We start from the raw sequence: 20,157 nt of genomic DNA on the forward strand, positions 1-20,157 counted from the left end.
TCGGAAATGCTCTGTCATCAGACTCAATCCTGGTGCCACAACCCACTCCGCCTAAAGCCGGGCGCACAAACGAAACTTGAATCTCGTGGAAGCTTGGCCATTCGCTTTTGATGCGCAGGCAATTTTGAAGAAACTTTGTTTTACAAAACTACCTGACGGCAACACTGAGACGTTATTTTTGACAACTGAAGGCTGGACCGGCGTCGTCGCTAGTGACAGCACTTTGTTGGGGAGAAGAATGCTCGAACAGTGGCAGCCTGCCGTACGCCTTGGCTGCCACTGCACAACACAAGAGAGGGTCCGTCAGGATTACCTGGCGGACCTCTCTTTTTGTTAACCCAGCAGCTGCCCCAGCGACCTGACCTCGTGGCCGGCGAAATCCGGTGCCGGCTCCCCCACCCTGTTGAGCCAGACGCCTATCAGCCCTGCCGCCGTCGAACCTTCAGCGTCCAGCATCCTGTTGTCTCCCACGTAGAGAGTCTCCTCCGGGACAGTCCCCAACAGGCGGACGCCTTCAAGGTAAATGGCCGGCTCGGGTTTGGCGACCCCTACGGTGTCCGTGCCAACCAGTCGCAAGACGCGGTCCAGGCCAGCGCCATCCAGCTTGGCCCGCTGGTAGTCGTGCACGTTGTTGCTAACGGCGCCGTAGGGGATACCGGCAGCGTCCAGCACGTCCAGGAGCGGCAGCACGTCCTCAAAGGCGCGCACATACGTGGGCTGCAGCCGGCTGTAGGCCGAGAGCCACCCGTGCGCTTCTTCGCCGTCGGCAAGATCCACGCCGAAGTGCCCCAGGGCGGCGCGACCCCGCAGGAGGCGCTGGTCGTTGAAGGTCAGCTCCCCCGCGATGTACCTGTCGTAGTAGTGCGTGGTCTCGTGCGTGAAGATCCTGCCGAAACGCTCCCACCCTCTCTGGTCCAGACCGGGCAGGAGGTGTTCGCTGACCTCGCGCAGGGCTGTGGTCATGGCGTATTCAAGGTCCACCAGGGTGTCGTCGATGTCGAACAGGACGCCCCGGATGGTCCCGAAGCGCGACTGCAGGACTCCGCCAGAAGTGGTGCCGGTGGCGGACATCAGCCGCGGAAGGTGCGGAGCCGGCTCAGGGACGAGTCTTTGCCCAGGATCACCATGGATTCGAAGAGCGGCGGCGAGATCCGGCGCCCGGAGATGGCCGTGCGCACAGGACCGAAGGCCAGCCGCGGCTTCAGCCCGAGGTCCTCCACCAGTGCCTGCTTCAGGGCCCTCTGGATCTCCTCCGGGTTCCAGTCCTGAACAGGCTCAAGCACCGCCAGTGCGGCGTCCAGTACTTCGGTCAGGTTGGCGGGCAGGCCCTTGCGGGCATCGTCCGCGACGTCGATCGCGTCGTCGGCCTTGAACAGGAAGGCGAGCATCTCGGGGGCTTCCCCCAGCAGGGTGATCCGCTCCTGGACCAGGGGTGCGGCCTCGGTGAGGATCTCTTCCTCCCGGTCCGTGAGGATCTCCCCCACCAGGTCCGCGGCCCGAAGGTACGGCACCAGGCGCGCACGGAAATCGGCGGCCTCAAGCAGCCGGACGTGCGTGCCGTTGATGGCCTCTGCCTTCTTCAGGTCAAAACGTGCCGGGTTGGCCAGCACATCGTGGATATCGAAGTGCTCCACCAGCTGCTTGACTGTGAAGATGTCCTCATCGGCGCTCAGCGACCAGCCCAGCAGGGACAGGTAGTTCAGCAGGCCCTCGGGAATGAAGCCGCGTTCGCGGTGCAGGAACAGGCTGGATTCCGGGTCGCGCTTGGAGAGCTTCTTGTTGCCCTGGCCCATGACATAGGGAAGGTGGCCGAATTCCGGCATGTACTCGGCCACGCCGATGGCGTAGAGCGCACGGTACAGGGCGATCTGGCGGGGCGTGGAGCTAAGCAGATCTTCGCCGCGCAGCACGTGGGTGATCCCCATCAGGGCATCGTCCACAGGGTTCACCAGCGTGTACAACGGTGCACCGTTGGCACGGACCACCGCGAAGTCCGGCACAGAGCCGGCCTTGAACGTGATTTCGCCGCGGACCAGGTCCTTGAACGTCAGGTCCTCGTCCGGCATCCGCAGGCGCAGCACGGCCTGGCGGCCTTCTGCCTTGTACTGGGCCAGCTGTTCCTCGGTGATGTGCCGGTCAAACCCGTCATACCCCAGCTTGGGGTCGCGGGACGCCGCACGGTGGCGGGCTTCGATTTCAGCCGGTGTGGAGTAGGACTCGTAAATGTGGCCGCCGGCCTTCAGCCGCGCGATGACGTCCTGGTAGATGTCGCTGCGCTGGGACTGGCGATAGGGCTCGTGTGGGCCGCCCACCTCGACTCCCTCGTCCCAGCTGATGCCCAGCCACTTCAGCGCGTCCAGCAGCTGGTGGTAGCTTTCCTCGCTATCCCGCGCCGAGTCCGTGTCCTCGATGCGGAAGACCAAGGTTCCCTTGGTATGCCGGGCATAGGCCCAGTTGAACAGCGCCGTCCGGATCAGGCCAACGTGCGGGGTTCCAGTGGGTGACGGGCAGAAACGCACGCGGACCGGAGTATCGGCAGTGACGGAAGGGATGGCGGCAGGGTTCAGCGCGGAGGCAGTAGTCATAGTGGTTCCAACTTTACCCGTCAGCGGCGGACCACCGGGTTGGACAGGCGACCGATGCCCTCGATCTCCACGTCGTAGCGGTCCCCTGCTGTGACGAGGTCGACGCCGGCCGGAGTGCCGGTCATGATGACATCGCCCGGGAGCAAGGTGAAGGCCTGAGACACGATGGAGACGATTTCCCGGACGCCGCGGATCATCTGGCTGGTGCTGCCGTCTTGGCGCAGTTCGCCGTTGAGCCAGCCTTTGATGGCCAGGTCCTCGGTGTCCAGCTCGGTCTCGATCCAGGGTCCGAGGGGTGCGGACGTGTCGAAGCCCTTGGCCCGGGCCCACTGAAGATCCGTTTTCTGGACGTCGCGGGCCGTGAGGTCGTTGCCGCAGGTGTAGCCGAAGATGACGTCATCGACGCGATCCTCCGGGACGTCCTTGCAGATCCGGCCAATGACCACACACAGCTCGGCCTCGAACGAAACTTCATCGGAGAAATCCGGCAGCACAATGGGGTCACCGGGTCCGATAACGGAAGTGTTCGGCTTCAGGAACAGCAGCGGCTGCTGCGGGACTTCATTGCCCAGTTCGGCGGCGTGCTCGGCGAAGTTGCGGCCCACGCCGATTACCTTGCTGCGGGGAATGATCGGCGCCAGGAGCCGGACGTCTTCGAGCTTGTGCTTGACGTGGGTACGCTCCACCCCGTTGAAGAAGGGGTCGCCGTTGATGACAGTGATTTCCTCACTGCCGGGCTCGCCTTCAACAACGCCGTAGAGGGGATCAGAATCGACTACAAACCTGGCAATACGCATGGTTGCTAGCCTACCGTCTTGAGCGGGCGCCCCTGCCTTGCGTCATGTCCTCAGGTCAGGCGCCGGGCAGTCCACGGAGGTAGTCGAGCTGCGCGGCAACCGACATTTCGGCTGCCCGCCGAACGGAAGGGTCGACGTCGGCGTACACGTCGTCTGCCACGTCCGCCACCGTGGCGTCCCCGCCGAGCCGGACCAGCGCCGCGCGGATCTGCGCCAGCCGCTCGTGCCGGTGCTCGCGGTAGGCGCGGATGATGGCCGCCAGGGAGGGCAGGACCGGACCGTGTGCCGGCAGGACGGTGGCCTGACCAAGGGCTTCGAGCCGGTCCAGGGACTCGAGGTAGTCCCCCAGCCTGCCGTCCGGGTAGTCCAGCATCGTGGTGCCGCGGCCCAGGATCGTGTCGCCGGTCAGTACGGAACCGTGCGGGCCGTCGTCGGGAAGGTGGAAGCAGACGGAATCGGAAGTGTGGCCCGGCGTGGCCAGGACCTGGACCCTCACTCCGGCCGCTTGGATGGATTCGCCGTCCTGCAGGGGTTCGCCGCCGCCGTGGCAGTGCCGGGGATCGGCGGCACGGACCGGGGCTCCGGTGAGCTCATGGAGCCGCAGGGAGCCCGCAGTGTGGTCGGCGTGCCGGTGCGTCACGAGGATGAGTTCCACAGGGCCTGTGTCCGCGACTCGGCGGAGGTGGCCGTCGTCCGCGGGGCCCGGATCCACCACCACCGATGAGGCGCCTCCTGGGGCGGAGATGACGTACGAATTGGTGCCGTCCAGGCTCATGGGCCCGGGGTTGGGTGCCAGGAAGAAAGCCGTCAGTGGGGTGGCATCCAGTGGATTGCCGCTCAAGGTGGAGTTCACTGCACCATCTTCGCATCAGGCCGGCACGGAATAACCGCACCCCCGGCGCAGGTTATGGCTGGTGAACCCAACGCTAAGAGAGAGCATCCAGGCACACGCATGAGCACTACACCCACCATCTCGTTATCCGACCTGCTGTCCGGCGCCGACGCCGCCGGACATGATCACGCACTGACCGAGAAGAACAGCGGTCTGCAGCACATCCACAACCACGCGACGGGCACCATTGTTTGGTTCCCAACGTGGCAGAAGTTCCGTGAGACCACGGACTGGAGCGAGGCGGTGGACGGTGTCGCCGAGGATCTCCGGTCGGGTTCAGGGTCCGTCGAAGAATGGGCGGCCACCTTTCTGGCTGAAGACCTGGCCATACTTCTGGAGCGCGCTGCTGCCTCCAGCGACGCAAACATTTTTGTCCAGGAGAATCTCACGCACCATCTGACCCGGACCTGGGCTGTGGCCGATGCCGTCGCGAAGGCAGCAGGGACGGCTCTGCCCACCGGCGGCACCAAACCGGCCATCTTTGCCGACTATCCCTATGACGTTTACGCGCAGGATGGCGGGGCCTTCGCCACCGCACTCTGGAACGACGTCATCGACGCCCGCCGCACCCGTGCCCTCGCCGACGAAACGGCGCGCAAAGCCCTGAAGCCGGTCTCCCGCAAGGCCCTGAAGAACGCATCCCGGAAGGCCGCCCGCCGCTAAAGAACAACGCGGGGTCACTTAGCGCCCATCCCGATGCGGTTAATGGGCGCTAAGTGACCCCGCGTTGTGGTGGTCGGGTGCGACTGTGGTGCTTACGCGAGCCGGGTCAGCCAGCCGTGGGTATCCGGTACGGTTCCGGTCTGGATGCCCAGAAGCTGTGCACGGATGGCCATGGTGGTCTCCCCCGCTTTCGCGTCCTCGGAGCCGATGAATTCGGTAGTGTCCTTCAGGACTCCGATCGGGGTGATCACGGCTGCTGTGCCGCAGGCGAAGACCTCCGTGATCTCGCCGGAGGTAACGCCGTCGCGCCATTCATCAAGGGTGATCTTGCGCTCAGTCACTTCACGGCCCATGTCCTTGGCCACCTGCATGACGGACATGCGGGTCACGCCTTCCAGGATGGTCCCGCTCAGCGCTGGAGTGACCAGCGAGCCGTCCTTCATCACGAAGAAAACGTTCATGCCGCCGAGCTCTTCTACGGCGTTGTCGTTGAACTGGTCCAGGAAGAGGACCTGCTTGCAGCCGTTGGCTTCAGCCTCCTGCTGGGCGATGAGGGAGGCGGCGTAGTTGCCGCCGCACTTGGCGGCACCGGTGCCGCCGCGGCCTGCGCGGGCGTACTCGCGGGAGATCCAGATGGACACGGGCTTGAGCTCGCCGCCGAAGTAGTTGCCGGCGGGCGATGCGATCACCCGGAAGGACACCTCACGCGCTGCGCGGACACCCAGGAACGCCTCCGTGGCGATCATGAACGGGCGCAGGTACAGGGCCTCGCCGTCACCGGCGGGAACCCATTCCTTGTCCGCTTGCACCAGTTCCCGGATCGCGCCCAGGAAGTATTCCTCGGGCAGTTCCGGAAGTGCAAGGCGTCGCGCCGACTTGTTCAGGCGGGCCGCGTTGGCTTCCGGACGGAAGGTCCAAATGGAGCCGTCAGCGTGGCGGTATGCCTTGAGGCCTTCGAAGATCTCCTGGCCGTAGTGCAGCACTGCGGCGGACGGGTCCAGGGAAATGGGTCCGTAGGCCTCAACGCGCGCGTTATGCCAGCCGCCTTCGCCTTGCTCGTCGACGCTGTAGTCAACGACCGCGGTGTGGTCGGTGAAGTAGTTGCCAAATCCCGGGTTCGCCAGGATGGCTGCACGCTCCTCAGCTGACTTCGGGGTTGCCGAGAGCTGATGGTTAAATTCGACGCCATGGGCGGTCTGAGTCATGGTTCCTCCACGATCGGCTGCCTTCAGAATGCGGTTCAGCACTGAACCGCAGGGCAGCATTTGGTGATTCGAAACTAGCTTACGCCGGTTAACCGAGTCTCAAGAGCGCACGGTCTAAAGCGCTGCTGCGATGGCGTCCCCGACGGCGCTGGTACTGCGGGCGCCGCCGTCGCGGGTTTCGACGTCGGCGATCACCGCAGCTTCGATCCTGCGGGCCGCGGCGTTGTAACCGAGGTGGTCCAGCAGGAGCACTGCGGACAGGATGGCCGCAGTGGGATCGGCCTTCTGCTGGCCGGCGATATCCGGGGCCGAGCCGTGGACCGGTTCAAACATGGACGGGGCGGTGCGGTCCATGTTGATGTTTCCGGACGCCGCCAGCCCGATGCCGCCGGTAATGGCTGCAGCGAGGTCAGTGAGGATGTCGCCGAAGAGGTTGTCGGTGACAATGACATCGAAGCGGGAGGGGTCCGTGACCATAAAGATGGTGGCCGCATCAACGTGCAGGTAGTCGTGGGTGACCTCGGGGAATTCCGGGGCCACCGCCTCGACGGTGCGCTTCCACAGGTGGCCGGCGTAGACCAGGACGTTGTGCTTGTGCACCAGGGTGACATGCTTGCGTTCGCGGGCGCTGGCGCGGCGGAAGGCGTCGCGGACTACGCGCTCCACGCCGTAGGCCGTGTTCAGTGAGACCTCGGTGGCCACCTCGTGCGGTGTGCCGCTGCGAAGGGAGCCGCCGTTGCCCACGTACGGGCCCTCGGTCCCCTCGCGGACGACGATGAAATCGATAACGCCGGGGTTCGCCAGCGGGCTGCCCACCGTTCCGTACAGCCGCGACGGCCGCAGGTTCACGTAGTGGTCCAGGCTGAAGCGGAGCTTGAGCAGCATCTCCCGCTCGATGATGCCGGACGGAATCCGGGTGTCGCCGGGGGCTGCACCCACCGCACCGAAGAGGATCGCGTCCCTCGTGCGCAGGTCGGCGAGGACTTCATCCGGAAGGGTCTCGCCGGTGGCCAGCCAGTGCTCGGCGCCTAGCTTGTAGTGGGTCTGCTCGAGGACAACGCCTTGGGCGGCGACAGCCTTTTCGAGGACTTTCAGTGCCTCGGCAATGACCTCTGGGCCAATGCCGTCACCGGGAATGACAGCGAGATTGATCGTGGATGCGCTCATGCTCCAAGAATATTAAGATCATCCGCATGCCGGACAATCAGTCTCATTTGTTGAGACGAAGGGCTGGGTCCTCCGGCGAGGCCACCACCACTACGTTGGTGCCCCAGAAATCACCCGCGTAACAGGAAATGAGGACCAGCCTGTTCGGTGCCACTTGCCAGATGGGGCTGTCCTTGAGGCCGGACTTGACGTACGTGGTTACCGCATCCACCAGGTAGGCCACTTCGCCCGTGGCTGTGGCCACTGTCAGCCTGTCACCTGGCGCCGCCTTGGCGCTCAGGTGGTTGAAGGGCGCGTCCCTGTCCGTCCAGCTGTGGCCGGCGATATAGGTGGTGTTGACCGAGCCGGCCCCGGGCACACCGTAGGGCGTGAGCCAGTAGCCGTCCATGGTGGGCGGCGGCACGATGGTCTGGGTGGCCTGGTCCTCGCCGGTGGGCTCGAGCGGATGGATCACCACATCGATGTCTGCAGCCGGGTACACCAGTCTCTCGGGCGGCGACGCTGCCGGACCGACCGGGACCGGGGCGCTCGTGGCCACCGAGGGTGTGGGTGTAGGTGTGGATGATGCTTGAGTCGGGGCCGTCTGCTGCACAGCAATCCCGGTTTCCGCTGGCGATGGCGTCGGCCCGGCCAGGAACGGAAGAAATGCGAACGCCAGGTAGGCCAGAGCGCCAGAGAGCACCACAAAAACGATACTCTTGGCGGTGAAGAGCCTTCCTTCGATGTCCATGGTGACCCCGCATTTCATTCGGATTTACCTGGTTTGCCGGCAGGCGCCGTGCCCTTGCGGCCACGGCGGCTGCCGGTGATTCAAACAGCGCCCCTGCGGGCGCCAGTAGCCGGCGTCATTCCTTCCGGGGACCGGCCACGGTACCGTTTGCTGCCAGGGACTTGCGGGCAACCACTCCCGCTGCAGCGAGCAACATTACGACGATGCCGGCGGCCCAGGGGGCGATGCCAACATCAGCGGAACCTGCCACTGCAGTCTGGACATTGAAGCCAGGGTTGTTGGCAACAACGGCACCTGCACCCGTCGGCGTTCCGACTACTGCCCCTCTGGGAGTTTCGACCGGCGTCTCCGGAGTGACTACCGGGGGAACAACCGGGGTGACTACCGGCGGTTCTTCTGGGGTGACTACCGGCGGTACCTCCCCGGAGCAGGTGCAGGGCTCGCAACCGTTGTTGTAGATCTCTTGCCCTGCCTCGCCCCAGTTCTGGCCGCCCGGCAAACTGTCACTTGGAGGAATGATGTCTTCGCCGTTCTGGTGCCCCGCGTGGGCCTCCACCGCATGCACGTCAACCGTGATGGACACGTAGGGGTTGGTTGCCGAGCCAGTGGCGTGGCAGATGGTGATCTTGTGATCGCCATGGCCGTTGCCGTCCGGCTCGTTTGGTGCCGCGCAGCCGGCATTCCAGATATCTAGCTTGTCAACGTTCTGGCCCTCGGGAAGTACTTTCCCGTCGTTAGCCGGAATGATGTCCTCATCGTACTGGTGTCCCACGTGGCCGTTGAGCCCGTTGAGGTTGATGGTCACCGACACGTAGGGGTTGGTTGCCGAGCCTGTGGCGTGGCAGATGGTGATCTTTTTCTCATCCTCGGAAGGCGACGCGGTGGCCGGCGCTGTGGCACCCAATAGCGCAAGACCCGCGACACCAAAAGCGGCAAGGATCCGTTTCATTTCCGTCTCCATCCATTGTCTGATCCAAACAGATCCGACAAACGGGAGAACGGCGCCATCCCCGATACGGAGGACAAAAGGCAAACACACAGCATCGGGGGTTGACGGTTCTCCCAGATGCGAATCATCAGTTTTGCTAACCGGACAAGGCTAGACAGGCGGCTAGTAACAAGTCGCCAGTACTCACTACCCGCCTTCCGGGCCAGGTCCTACTGCCGGCCCCGGAACCGTACTCAGTACCCGCCTGTCACGGCAGGCCCTGCTTACGGGCCCCGGAAGCGCTACTCAGACCGCGTACAAACAAGTAGCCAACCCAGAGTGGCCTAGGCTTCGGCCGGCTCCTCGTACTTGGGGAAGACGGGAGCCGGAGCGGGCAACGGAGTACCCGCGGCAATCGGCGTGGTGAGCGCGGCGAACTGGCGGGATCCGCCGTCGGGCTGTCCCAGGGTGTCCAACAGTGCGGCGGTGGCGGCGGGCATCACGGGCTGGGCCAGGATGGCGACGATGCGCAGCACTTCCAGCGTCACGTACAGGACAGTGTTCATGCGTTCGACGTCGGTCTTCCGCAGCACCCAGGGGGCCTGTTCGGCGAAGTAGGCGTTGGTGTCCCCCAGGACGCCCCAGATTGCCTCCAGCGCGCGGCTGAATTCCTGCTTTTCGAAGGCCGCGCGGGCCGTTTCGAGGAGGCCGTTGGCCTGCTGCAGGATCGCGGTGTCTTCAGCCGTGAAGGAACCCGGAACCGGGACCCGGCCCTCGCAGTTCTTGGCCACCATGGACAGCGAACGCTGCGCCAGGTTGCCGAAGTTGTTGGCCAGGTCCGAGTTCATGCGGCCCACGATGGCCTCATGGTTGTAGCTGCCGTCGGCACCGAACGGGACCTCGCGGAGGAAAAAGAAGCGTACCTGGTCCAGGCCGTACTGCGCCACGAAGTCCGCCGGCGCCACCACGTTGCCGAGGGACTTGGACATCTTCACGCCGTTGTTGTGCAGGAAGCCGTGGATCATCACGCGCTTGGGCAGTTCAATGCCTGCGCTCATCAGGAACGCCGGCCAGTAGATGGCGTGGAACCGTGAGATGTCCTTGCCGATCACGTGTACGTCGGCGGGCCAGAACTTCTTGAACGATTCCGACTCGACGTCCGGGTAGCCGACGCCGGTCAGGTAGTTGGTGAGCGCGTCAACCCAGACATACATCACGTGCTTGTCGTTGCCGGGGACGGGGACGCCCCAGTCGAAGGTGGTGCGGCTGATCGACAGGTCTTCGAGGCCGCGCTTGACGAAGCTGATGACCTCGTTGAAGCGGGACTGCGGTGCACCGAATTCCGGCTGGGCCTCGTACAGCGCCAGCAGGCGGTCCTGGTAGGAGGACAGCCGGAAGAAGTAGCTCTCCTCAGCCGTCCACGTCACCTCGGTGTCCGTCTCCTTCGAGTACCGCGCGCCGTCGTCCTTGACCACGGTGTCGTCCTCGACGTAGAAGGCCTCGTCCCGGACCGAGTACCAGCCCTCGTACTTGGAGAGGTAGATATCGCCGTTGGCTTCCATCTTCTTCCAGATAGCCTGCGACGCAGCGTAGTGGTCAGCGTCCGTGGTCCGGATGAAGCGGTCGTAGGTGATCCCCAGCGCGGCGTGCGCAGACTTGTAGACTTCCGCGTTGCGGTCCACCAGCTCCTTGGGCGTGAGGCCTTCCTTCTCGGCCGCCTGCGCAATCTTCATGCCGTGCTCATCCGTGCCCGTCAGGAACATCACGTCAAAACCGTCAAGCCGCTTGAAGCGCGCCATGGCGTCGGTGGCGATGTACTCATAGGCATGCCCGATGTGCGGAACACCGTTCGGGTAGGTGATGGCCGTGGTGATGTAGAACGGGGTTTTGGCTGTTGCGCTCACGTGCGGACGTTACCTTTGGTGCGAAGGGGTAGGGCTAGATCAGTTCAGTCAGCGTATCGCTCAGGCGGACCAGCTCGTGGTCGTGTGAAGCGACCAGTACTGCGATTCCGTCCGAGGTGGTGTCCTTAAGGATGCTGATGATGCGGTTGGCGGAGGCCCGGTCCAGGCTTGCCGTGGGCTCATCGACCACCAGCACACGCGTGCCCAGGATCAGGGCGCGGGCAATCGCCACACGCTGGCGTTCACCACCGGACAGCTGGGCCGGGCGGTGCCGCATGCGCCGGCCCAGGCCTACCAGGTCCAGGAGGTCCTTGGCCATGTCGCGGCGCTGGTCCACCTCGCCGTCGGGCACGGCCGGCAGGAGGACGTTTTCGAGGGCGCTCATCCCGTCGATCAGGGCACCGCCCTGGTCCACGTAGCCGATCAGGGCCCGACGGCGGTCGGCGATTTCGTCGTCGCCCATGCTTTCGAGGGAATCGCCTTCCCAGAAGACGCGGCCCGACGTCGGCAGGGTCAGGCCCGCGCCGACGGTCAGGATGCTGGTCTTGCCCGATCCGCTTCGGCCGGCCACGCAGTGCATCTCGCCGGCGTGCAGCGTGAGGTCGAAACCCTCCACAACGCTGACTGCTTCGGCACCGCCCTTGCCGCCGCCGTAGCGGATGGTGATGCCGCTCAGTTCCAGCGGGGTCCCGTGGTCCGCGGCCTTGACGATGGTGTTGGCTCGGGTCTGCAGGTGCGGCTCAGCCAGGCCGGACCTCCGGCTCCGGTGAACATTCGTCTCGTTTGTCATTGGACCACTTTCGTTGCAATCGGTATCCAGCAAAGTACAGCCACCAGGCCGGCGACTCCGGCCCACAGCGCGGCATACGGGGCAAGAAGCAGCCCGATGCCCAGCGCGCCCAGGACGCCCAGCGGCAGTGCCACCGTGCCCACCAGCGCGTTTTCGAAGAGACGGACCTGGCGCAGCATGTCCGGGTTCCAGCCCATGGCCTCAAGGATGCCCAGGTACTGGCGTTTGGCGTTCAGCTCAAACCTGCCGGTAACCAACGTCAGGGTGAGGCCCACTGCGACGCCGGCGAGGGCCAGGAGCATGCTGGGCAGCGCCACGCTTGCTGCGGCCAGCCCGCTGAGCGCACTCGCGCCCGCTGCACGGGGGATGTCTATAAGCAAGGCAACCAGCCCGCCCACTGCGGCTCCGAAAACGCCCACCGCGACGGCCAAGGACAGGGTATTGAACTTGTTTGTGCTGAGCTGCCGGTTGGCAAACGTCAGTGGAGAGTCCACCGGGATCAGCCGCTCGTCGTGCTGCGGTTCCTGGTCCACCTCATCGCGGTGACGCAGCTGTTGCGCGGCGAAGAAGGCTGCTGCCGCATACAGGACCAGGACGGAGGCCGAGACGATGGCTGTGGTCACGCTCCAGCTCACCAGGCTCAGGACGATCCCGGCTACCGCGAGCAGCGCAGCGCCGACACCGAATTCCTCGAGCACCCAGTTCCTGATGCGCACCTGGGTCCAGCCCATGGCGCGGAGGGTTCCTGCTTCACGTTTGCGTTTCCGGATGTAGCTGACGGTGGAAGCGCCGGTCAGCAGCGCGGCTCCGCAGAGGGTGAGGAAGAGCAGCGTGATGTTTGTCCCGGTCAGCGAACCGGAGACGGCGTCGGCAGCGTTCTTCCGGACCCAGGACTGCTGGACGGTGCCCAGCGCTGACTCCTTGCCGGCGTCGTCCTTTGAGTATCCGGGGACAAAAATGCTGGCGTCTTCACGGGCCGAGCCGGCCACGACAGTAGCCTCAAGACCCATCTCGCGGATCTCGCTGGCAAGCTTTTCGACGTCCGGCTGGGCTTCCTTCCAGCTGCCGGGGGCCTTGGCTCGGACACGCACCGCATCGATCACGGAGGCGTTGTCCTTGTAGCCGCGGGCTGCGGCCAGGCCGTAGAAGTCGGTGATGGCGCCGGCGGACTGGCTTGCCAGTCCGGTGGCACTGAGTGAAGGCTTGAGTCCGGTGTCGGTGACCGTCTTACCGTCGGCGTCCTTGGTGAGGGTAAACGGGGTGGGGTCGTAGCCACCCAGCGGGAGGCGGTTGACGTCGCCGGCAGCCTTCTCCACGGCGGCGGGGTCAAAGGTCCCGTAAACCATGGCCAGCGGAGCCGCGAGCTTCTCCCCCGTGGCCAGGTCTTCCCGGTAGGAACGTTCATCCACGGGCTCGCGCTGCGTCTGGTCCACCGGGGCGCCGTTGGCACCCTTCTCCGGCAGCCGGTTCACGGTGACCCAGTCGCTGGGGACGGCGGTCTTCTGGACTGCGCCATTGGCCGCGGCTTCGCCGTCGGTGTATTTCGGCGCGGCAGCGAAGTCAGTGCTCCAGGTGGCCGGGGTGTAGAGCCCCTGGTTGAAGTTGCCGCCACCGCCGAGGAGGCCCGAGTGGTCGGTGGAGCCAGGCCAGGACAAAGCGAACGGGTCCTTGGACACAAACGGCAGGTAGTCCTTGCCGAGGGAACGCGTGGCGGTGCCGAGGTCCTTGACCACCTTGCCCGCGGCGTCGATCTCCTCGATCTTGACGTTGTACTTGAGGTCGAGCGAGGTGCCGGAACGGACAATCAGGGGAATGGCCTGCGAGTCCGCGGTCAGCTGTCCGCTGCGCTTGGCCTGCTGGTACTGCGTCATCAGCGGTGCCCAATATTTGAGCTTGACTCCGAGGAAGTCGGGGCCCTCGTTGAGCTCTTCCGTGCTGATGCCGTTGGTGAAGAGGCTTTCGAAGTGCCGGCCAATCGCACCCGCGTTCCGCGCGTCAGCGGGCGGAGCCTTCTCCAGCGGGGCCAGGAAGTCGCCGGCCGAGCCAAGGAGTGCGCGCTCGGAAACGGGGTCCACGGCGACCACGGACTCGGTCACTTCGGGAGACAGCGGCAGCGACACTGAAAGGTTGAACAGGTTGTGTTCGGAGCCACCGGAAGGAGCGGGGAACTTGATGCCCGTCTCGCCCGCGGGAGGTGCGATCCGGATGCTTGTGCCCCCGGCCGTCTGCTCTTCGATCAGGCGGGCCTTGCCCAGGCTGCCCTCGGCGGTGGACTTGAACAGGGTCTGCTCAGAGACGCCGTCGGAGCTGACTGCGCTGGCGGTCAGGCGGTAATTCTTGGCTTTGTCGCCAAGCACGGACTCGGCGGCGGGCCACTTGCTGGGCTCTGTGGCGCCGGCGGCCTGGTCTGTGGTGGCCGTGCCAGCCAGTCCGGAGTTGTAGCCAAGGTAGTCCATGGCGTCCAGCCGCGGAGCCTCCAGGTTCTGTGTCACGCGGGACACCAGGCTGATGGGGGCCGCCACGGACGTTCCGGAAAGCTTCCGGATGTTCTCGAGCTGGTCAAAGCTGATGCCGCCGCCGCCGTTGGCGATCTCCGGCTGCATCAGCGCCCCGGAGCCCGCCTTGGCCTGGACGAGGACGTCGTAGAGACCCCGCGAGTTCTCATCCACCGTTCGGTTTAGCGCGGCCTGAGACTGGCCTTGGACGAGGACCGACAAGCACATGGCTGCGATCAAGATGGCCGCGGTCAGCAGCAGCACTTTGCTTCTGATGAATCGCTGGACGGCGTTCATTGGGCTCCCTGAAACCTGGATTGCGTGCGCACACCGAGATCCGCAGGCGGCGGATATGAAGGATTTCCTGCCTGGTGTGCAAAAAGTATTGGCCGGTCTGCCAGCCTGGTCCCGAAACGGGACCCAGCCATTGTATGCAGACCGGCCAATCATACGTGGCCGACGTTAAGCTTCGGTCACGCGTAGTTGATGGCGGTGCGGTTCTTAGTCCTCGAGGTCCACTTCGCGGACCATCTCCGCGCCGATGCCTGCCTTGATGGCGTCAAGCACCTGCTGCGGAACGGAGCTGTCGATGGTGAGCAATGCCAGTACCTGGCCGCCTTCGGCCTGCCGTGCCACCTGCATGCCGGCAATGTTGATGTTGTTCATGCCCAGGATGTGTCCGATGGTTCCGATCACACCGGGCCGGTCTGCGTAGGCCACCACCACGAGGTGCTCGCTGATGGGGATCTCCACGTCGTAGCCGTTGACGCCGACGAGCTTCTCCACCTGCTTCGGGCCCGTGAGCGTACCTGCCACGGAGATCTGGCTGCCGTCGCTCAAAGCACCCCGGATAGTCAGGACGTTGCGGTAGTCCTCTGCTTCGGCCGTCGTGATGAGGCGGACGTTGATGCCGCGCTGTTCGGCGATGACGGGGGCGTTGACGTAGGAAACCTGTTCGGTCACCACATCGGCGAAGATGCCCTTGAGCGCGGCAAGTTCCAGGACCTTGACGTCAAGGGCCGCGATCTCGCCGGCCACCTCGACGTCAATCTGGGTCAGCGAGGCGTGGGTCAGGGCAGTGAAGATCCGGCCCAGCTTTTCGATCAGCGGGATGCCCGGGCGGACGTCGGGGGCGATCACGCCGCCGGCCACGTTTACGGCATCCGGTACGAGCTCGCCGGCCAGCGCCAAACGCACGGACTTGGCAACGGAGACGCCTGCCTTCTCCTGGGCTTCGTCGGTGGATGCGCCCAGGTGCGGGGTGACCACCACGTTGTCCAGGGCGAAGAACGGCAGGTCTGTGCTGGGCTCCTTGACGAACACGTCAACGGCCGCGCCGGCGATCTGGCGGTCCTGCAGGGCTGCGTAGAGTGCCTCTTCGTCCACGAGGCCGCCACGGGCCACGTTGACCACGTAGGCGGTGGACTTCATCTTGGTGAACGCGTCAGCGCCAAGCATGCCGACGGTTTCCGGCGTCTTGGGCATGTGGATGGTGACGAAGTCCGACTGGCTCAGGAGCTCATCCAAAGTGACGAGCCTGACGCCGAGCTGCGCGGCACGGGCCGAGGTGATGTACGGATCGTAGGCGAGGATTTCGGTGTCGAAGCCCTGGAGGCGGGCAGCAACGAGGGCGCCGATGCGGCCAAGGCCGATGATGCCGACCTTCTTCTCGAAGAGTTCAATGCCGGTGTACTTGGAGCGCTTCCATTCACCGTTTTTCAGCGCGGAGCTGGCCTGCGGGATGTGGCGTGCCAGGCTCAGGATGTGGCCAACCGTCAGTTCGGCTGCCGAAATGATGTTCGACGTCGGGGCGTTGACCACCATCACGCCGGCCTGTGTGGCGGCTTTGATGTCAACGTTGTCCAGGCCAACACCGGCGCGGGCAATGATCTTGAGATTCTTCGCGGCGGCAATGGCTTCTGCATCCACCTGCGTGGCGGAGCGGACCAGGATGGCGTCCACGTCTGCGATGGCGGCGAGCAGCTGGGTCCGGTCGGCGCCATCGGTGTGGCGGATCTCGAAGTCCGGGCCGAGGGCCTCGATGGTGGCGGGCGAAAGTTCTTCGGCGAGCAGTACTACGGGTTTTGACACGGCTGATCCTCTGCGTTGCAGTCCTGGGGATGGGAACAAGTCTAGGCTGACAGAAAGGCCGGGCTCACATTGTTAAGTGTGAGCCCGGCCTCACTGTTGCACGGTGAATGGCGCCGGAAGGGCAGACTTAGCGGGCTGCGGAGCCGTCTACGTAGTCCTCGTCCGTCTGCTGCCAGGCGAACAGGGAACGCAGCTCGCGGCCAACGGCCTCGATCGGGTGCTGCTCAGCCTTGGCACGCAGTGCCATGAACTCGGCACCGCCGTTGTCCTGGTCGTCAATGAAGCGCTTGGCGAAGGCACCACTCTGGATGTCGCCGAGGACAGCCTGCATGTTTTCCTTCACCGCGGGGGTGATGACGCGCGGGCCGGAGACGTAGTCGCCGTACTCTGCGGTGTCGGAAACGCTCCAGCGCTGCTTGGCGATGCCGCCTTCCCACATGAGGTCAACGATGAGCTTGAGCTCGTGGAGCACCTCGAAGTAGGCGATCTCCGGCTGGTAGCCGGCCTCGGTCAGGGTCTCGAAGCCGTACTGGACCAGCTGGGACACGCCGCCGCACAGCACAGCCTGCTCGCCGAAGAGGTCGGTTTCGGTCTCTTCGGTGAAGGTGGTCTTGATGACACCGGCGCGGGTGCCGCCGATGGCTTTTGCGTAGGACTTGGCCAGGTCCCAGGCTGCGCCGGAGGCGTCCTGCTCCACGGCGATGATGTCCGGGATGCCACGGCCGGCTTCGAATTCGCGGCGCACGGTGTGGCCAGGGGCCTTCGGAGCGATCAGGATGACGTCAACGCCCTCAGGCGCTTCGATGTAGCCGAAGCGGATGTTGAAGCCATGGGCGAAGGCCAGTGCCTTGCCGGGGGTCAGCTTGTCCTTGATGGACTCGTTGTAGATCGAGCGCTGGTGCTGGTCCGGTGCCAGGATCATGATGACGTCGGCCCATTCGGCGGCGTCGGAAACGGTCAGGGCCTTGAAGCCGGCTTCTTCGGCCTTGGCGATCGACTTCGAGCCCTCCTTGAGGGCAATGACAACCTCGACGCCGGAGTCGCGCAGGTTCAGCGCGTGGGCGTGGCCCTGGGAGCCATAGCCAACAATGGCAACCTTGCGACCCTGGATGATCGACAGGTCGGCGTCGTCGTCGTAGAACATTTCAGTCACTTGAGTAACTCCTCTTGAGTGTTTTCACTGGGTAAATAGTCTGGGGTGTTGCGGTACTGCACGGGCAATGCGCCGCAGGTGGGGACGGGCCCCGCCTTACTAAGCGCTGCGCAAAGCCCTGTCACTCATGGAGCGGGATCCCCGTCCAACGGCCAGGGTGCCGGACTGCACAATTTCGCGGATGCCGAAGGGCTCGAGCACTGAGAGCAGCGCAGTGAGCTTTTCGGGGTGGCCTGTTGCTTCAATGACCACGGAGTCTGTGGAGACGTCAACCACTGAAGCACGGAACAGGTCTGCAGCCTGGGTCACCTGCAGACGAGTTGCGGCATCCGCACGTACCTTGACCAGGATGTGGTCTCGCTGTACGGAAGATTCGGAGGTCAGCTCAACAATCTTGATCACGTTGACCAGCTTGTTGAGCTGCTTGGTGACCTGTTCAATGAGGTCACCGTCGGCGTCGACGACGACGGTCATCCGGGACATGCCCGGAACTTCCGTCGGGCCGACGGCCAGGGAGTTGATGTTAAAGGCGCGTCGGGCGAACAGGCTCGCGACGCGGGTCAGTACACCGGGCTTGTCTTCAACCAGAACGGACAATGTGTGGCGGGTCATGTTCAGTCCTCCTCTTCCCATTCCGGGGTCATGTTGCGGGCAACCTGGATCTGGTCGTTGCTCACGCCGGCGGGCACCATTGGCCACACCATGGAGTCGGGGCTCACCACGAAGTCGATGACTACGGGGCGGTCATTAATTTCGAGGGCTTTCTGGATGGTGGCATCAATGTCCTCGTCCCGCTCGCAGCGGAAGGAAGCGCAGCCGTAGGCCTCCCCCAGCTTGACGAAGTCCGGGATCCGGACAGTCTGGTGGCCGGTGTTAAGGTCCGTGTTGGAGTAGCGGCCCTCGTAGAACAGGGTCTGCCACTGACGGACCATGCCCAGCGAGGAGTTGTTGATGATGGCAACCTTGATGGGGATCTTATTAATGGCGCAGGTGGCCAGTTCCTGGTTGGTCATCTGGAAGCAACCGTCACCGTCGATGGCCCAGACCACACGGTCCGGCTCCCCCACCTTGGCGCCCATGGCAGCCGGTACGGCATAGCCCATGGTGCCGGCGCCGCCGGAGTTCAGCCAGGCGTGCGGGCGCTCGTACTTGATGAACTGCGCCGCCCACATCTGGTGCTGGCCAACGCCGGCGACGTAGATGCCTTCGGGGCCGGTCAGCGCGCCGATGCGTTCGATGACCCGCTGCGGAGCACTGAGCCCGTCCTCCGGCTCGGTCCAGCCCAGCGGGTACGTTTCCTTAAGGTTATTAAGGAACGCCCACCAGGTGGTGAGGTCCGGCGTGCCGACGGATTCGAACTGTGAGCGGACCGCCTCGATGAGTTCGGGGATGATCTCCCTGACGGATCCCACGATTGGCACGTCAGCCGTGCGGTTCTTGGAGATTTCGGCGGGATCAATATCCGCGTGGATCACCTTGGCGTTCGGCGCGAAGGACTTCAGGATGCCCGTCACCCGGTCATCGAAGCGGGCTCCGAGGGTGATGAGCAGATCGGACTGCTGCAACGCGGTGACGGCGGAAACGGTGCCGTGCATGCCCGGCATGCCCACGTGCTGCGGGTGGGAATCTGGGAACACACCGCGCGCCATCAAGGTGGTGACAACGGGCGCGCCGGTCAGCTCAGCCAGTTCACGGAGTTCCGCGGAGGCGTGCGCCTTGACCACACCGCCGCCCACGTAGAGCACCGGCTTGGTCGCCGCAGCGATCAGCTTGGCTGCTTCGCGGACCTGCTTATTGTGGCCGCGCGTCACCGGGCGGTAACCGGGGAGGTCGATCTTCGGCGGCCAGGAAAAGGTCATCTGACCCTGCTGGGCGTCCTTGGCGACGTCCACGAGGACCGGGCCGGGACGTCCGGACGAAGCCAGGTGGAAGGCCTCCGCCATAACGTGCGGGATGTCGTTGGGGTCAGTCACCAGGAACGAATGCTTGGTGATCGGCATGGTGATGCCAACAATGTCGGCTTCCTGGAACGCGTCGGTGCCGATCACACCGCTGGATACCTGGCCGGTAATGGCTACTATCGGCACGGAATCCATGTGGGCATCCATGATGGCGGTAACGAGGTTGGTGGCACCGGGGCCGGAGGTGGCGATACAAACGCCCACCCGGCCGGTAACCATGGCGTAGCCTTGCGCGGCGTGGCCGGCTCCCTGTTCGTGACGGACCAGTACGTGATTCATGCTGGAGGCCATCAAGGGGTCATAGGTAGGCAGGATCGCGCCACCAGGCAAACCAAAAATATCGTCGACGCCGAGTTCTTCGAGCGAGCGGACAATAGCTTGCGAGCCGGTCATCACCGTTGGGGGTACAACGTTGTTCGGCCCAAGGACAGGAGAGACAGCGGCAAGATCAGCGACGACGGCGGCCTGATCGGCCGTTCGGTCGGCGCGTTCCGGAGCTTTGGGGGCTCCAGCGGACTTAGTAGCCATCAGCGAGGGGCTGATCGGCGATCCTTTGCTCATCGGACTCTTCCTTGTGGATCATCTGTGTACTTGGAAAATGCGGAAATAAAAAAACCCCTCAGCCTGGTGGCTTTTCGAGGGGTTGCGCGTGACGGTTCGTTACCAGTCGGGCTAGTCAGCCACGCGCTTGGTAAGGACGACGGATACACCCAAAGCGGTGCCGACAGTAACGAATGCGATCATGCGTTCAGTTTTCCCTCTGCGTGAGATGCCTGTCAACGAGGACTGTGCGCAT

The 20,157-nt window shown here is 64.3% G+C and carries 17 protein-coding genes; 2 read left to right on the forward strand and 15 right to left on the reverse strand.

Translation table 11 applies throughout. From position 1 onward, the window contains the following. Positions 1-76: 76 nt before the first annotated feature. Positions 77-337, forward strand: coding sequence for a hypothetical protein (locus ACZY1F_RS14220; protein ID WP_463942399.1), 261 nt, complete (start codon positions 77-79; stop codon positions 335-337). On the opposite strand, the gene ACZY1F_RS14225 is transcribed toward ACZY1F_RS14220, so the two are convergent. From ACZY1F_RS14225 to ACZY1F_RS14240, 4 genes are read right to left on the reverse strand one after another with little or no spacing between them, the layout of a single operon-like run. Beyond that, a complete protein-coding gene (locus ACZY1F_RS14225) occupies positions 334-1,071 on the reverse strand; it encodes an HAD family hydrolase (protein WP_463942401.1) in 738 nt (245 codons plus the stop codon). The two genes, ACZY1F_RS14220 and ACZY1F_RS14225, sit on opposite strands and share 4 nt — an antisense overlap. Beyond that, positions 1,071-2,585, reverse strand: coding sequence for a glutamate--tRNA ligase (gene gltX / locus ACZY1F_RS14230; protein WP_463942402.1), 1,515 nt, complete (start codon positions 2,583-2,585; stop codon positions 1,071-1,073). Before gltX ends, ACZY1F_RS14225 begins: the two co-directional genes overlap by 1 nt. Before the next feature lie 20 nt (positions 2,586-2,605). Further along, a complete protein-coding gene (locus ACZY1F_RS14235) occupies positions 2,606-3,382 on the reverse strand; it encodes a fumarylacetoacetate hydrolase family protein (RefSeq protein WP_463942404.1) in 777 nt (258 codons plus the stop codon). A 55-nt stretch (positions 3,383-3,437) separates the two neighbouring features. Next, positions 3,438-4,235 (reverse strand): MBL fold metallo-hydrolase, encoded by a 798-nt coding sequence (locus ACZY1F_RS14240; protein ID WP_463942406.1) that lies wholly within the window; start codon positions 4,233-4,235, stop codon positions 3,438-3,440. A 99-nt stretch (positions 4,236-4,334) separates the two neighbouring features. Between ACZY1F_RS14240 and ACZY1F_RS14245 the strand changes: the two genes are divergently transcribed. Then, the gene (locus ACZY1F_RS14245; protein ID WP_463942408.1) at positions 4,335-4,937 is read left to right on the forward strand and encodes a hypothetical protein; all 603 of its coding nucleotides are present in this window, start codon (positions 4,335-4,337) and stop codon (positions 4,935-4,937) included. Positions 4,938-5,029: 92 nt separating this feature from the next. Here the strand turns inward: ACZY1F_RS14245 and ACZY1F_RS14250 are convergent, their stop codons facing one another. The 11 genes from ACZY1F_RS14250 to ACZY1F_RS14300 all read right to left on the reverse strand — a co-directional run bounded on the left by ACZY1F_RS14250 (position 5,030) and on the right by ACZY1F_RS14300 (position 19,922). Beyond that, a complete protein-coding gene (locus ACZY1F_RS14250; RefSeq protein ID WP_463942410.1) occupies positions 5,030-6,142 on the reverse strand; it encodes a branched-chain amino acid aminotransferase in 1,113 nt (370 codons plus the stop codon). A gap of 114 nt (positions 6,143-6,256) precedes the next feature. Continuing rightward, positions 6,257-7,309 (reverse strand): 3-isopropylmalate dehydrogenase, encoded by a 1,053-nt coding sequence (locus ACZY1F_RS14255; RefSeq protein ID WP_463942412.1) that lies wholly within the window; start codon positions 7,307-7,309, stop codon positions 6,257-6,259. A 43-nt stretch (positions 7,310-7,352) separates the two neighbouring features. Then, entirely contained in the window at positions 7,353-8,039 is a 687-nt protein-coding gene (locus ACZY1F_RS14260) for a class F sortase (RefSeq protein WP_463942413.1), read from the reverse strand. Between the two features lie 115 nt (positions 8,040-8,154). Beyond that, entirely contained in the window at positions 8,155-8,988 is an 834-nt protein-coding gene (locus tag ACZY1F_RS14265) for a hypothetical protein (protein WP_463942415.1), read from the reverse strand. 323 nt (positions 8,989-9,311) lie between these two features. Next, on the reverse strand, positions 9,312-10,871 hold the full coding sequence (gene metG / locus ACZY1F_RS14270) for a methionine--tRNA ligase (protein WP_463942416.1): 1,560 nt from the start codon (positions 10,869-10,871) through the stop codon (positions 9,312-9,314). 34 nt (positions 10,872-10,905) lie between these two features. Beyond that, complete coding sequence (locus ACZY1F_RS14275; RefSeq protein ID WP_463942418.1) at positions 10,906-11,661, reverse strand: ABC transporter ATP-binding protein; 756 nt, start codon at positions 11,659-11,661, stop codon at positions 10,906-10,908. Then, entirely contained in the window at positions 11,658-14,453 is a 2,796-nt protein-coding gene (locus ACZY1F_RS14280; RefSeq protein ID WP_463942419.1) for an ABC transporter permease, read from the reverse strand. The genes ACZY1F_RS14275 and ACZY1F_RS14280 overlap by 4 nt, the downstream gene beginning before the upstream one ends. A gap of 204 nt (positions 14,454-14,657) precedes the next feature. Beyond that, a complete protein-coding gene (serA, locus tag ACZY1F_RS14285) occupies positions 14,658-16,247 on the reverse strand; it encodes a phosphoglycerate dehydrogenase (RefSeq protein WP_463942421.1) in 1,590 nt (529 codons plus the stop codon). 127 nt (positions 16,248-16,374) lie between these two features. Continuing rightward, positions 16,375-17,400 (reverse strand): ketol-acid reductoisomerase, encoded by a 1,026-nt coding sequence (gene ilvC / locus ACZY1F_RS14290; RefSeq protein WP_193342386.1) that lies wholly within the window; start codon positions 17,398-17,400, stop codon positions 16,375-16,377. Between the two features lie 99 nt (positions 17,401-17,499). Further along, positions 17,500-18,012 (reverse strand): acetolactate synthase small subunit, encoded by a 513-nt coding sequence (gene ilvN / locus ACZY1F_RS14295; protein ID WP_028271611.1) that lies wholly within the window; start codon positions 18,010-18,012, stop codon positions 17,500-17,502. Between the two features lie 2 nt (positions 18,013-18,014). Continuing rightward, positions 18,015-19,922, reverse strand: a complete 1,908-nt coding sequence (locus tag ACZY1F_RS14300) for an acetolactate synthase large subunit (RefSeq protein ID WP_463942423.1) — start codon at positions 19,920-19,922, stop codon at positions 18,015-18,017. Positions 19,923-20,157: the final 235 nt, after the last annotated feature.

Source organism: Pseudarthrobacter xylosi (assembly GCF_055412765.1).

Coding starts and splice junctions, on each gene's coding strand:
- ACZY1F_RS14250 (WP_463942410.1), bottom strand. CDS start 6,142: ATGACTCAGACCGCCCATGGCGTCGAATTTAACCATCAGCTCTCGGCA.
- ACZY1F_RS14255 (WP_463942412.1), bottom strand. CDS start 7,309: ATGAGCGCATCCACGATCAATCTCGCTGTCATTCCCGGTGACGGCATT.
- ACZY1F_RS14225 (WP_463942401.1), bottom strand. CDS start 1,071: ATGTCCGCCACCGGCACCACTTCTGGCGGAGTCCTGCAGTCGCGCTTC.
- ACZY1F_RS14245 (WP_463942408.1), top strand. CDS start 4,335: ATGAGCACTACACCCACCATCTCGTTATCCGACCTGCTGTCCGGCGCC.
- ACZY1F_RS14260 (WP_463942413.1), bottom strand. CDS start 8,039: ATGGACATCGAAGGAAGGCTCTTCACCGCCAAGAGTATCGTTTTTGTG.
- gltX (WP_463942402.1), bottom strand. CDS start 2,585: ATGACTACTGCCTCCGCGCTGAACCCTGCCGCCATCCCTTCCGTCACT.
- ilvN (WP_028271611.1), bottom strand. CDS start 18,012: ATGACCCGCCACACATTGTCCGTTCTGGTTGAAGACAAGCCCGGTGTA.
- ACZY1F_RS14235 (WP_463942404.1), bottom strand. CDS start 3,382: ATGCGTATTGCCAGGTTTGTAGTCGATTCTGATCCCCTCTACGGCGTT.
- ACZY1F_RS14275 (WP_463942418.1), bottom strand. CDS start 11,661: ATGACAAACGAGACGAATGTTCACCGGAGCCGGAGGTCCGGCCTGGCT.
- ACZY1F_RS14265 (WP_463942415.1), bottom strand. CDS start 8,988: ATGAAACGGATCCTTGCCGCTTTTGGTGTCGCGGGTCTTGCGCTATTG.
- ACZY1F_RS14300 (WP_463942423.1), bottom strand. CDS start 19,922: ATGAGCAAAGGATCGCCGATCAGCCCCTCGCTGATGGCTACTAAGTCC.
- ACZY1F_RS14280 (WP_463942419.1), bottom strand. CDS start 14,453: ATGAACGCCGTCCAGCGATTCATCAGAAGCAAAGTGCTGCTGCTGACC.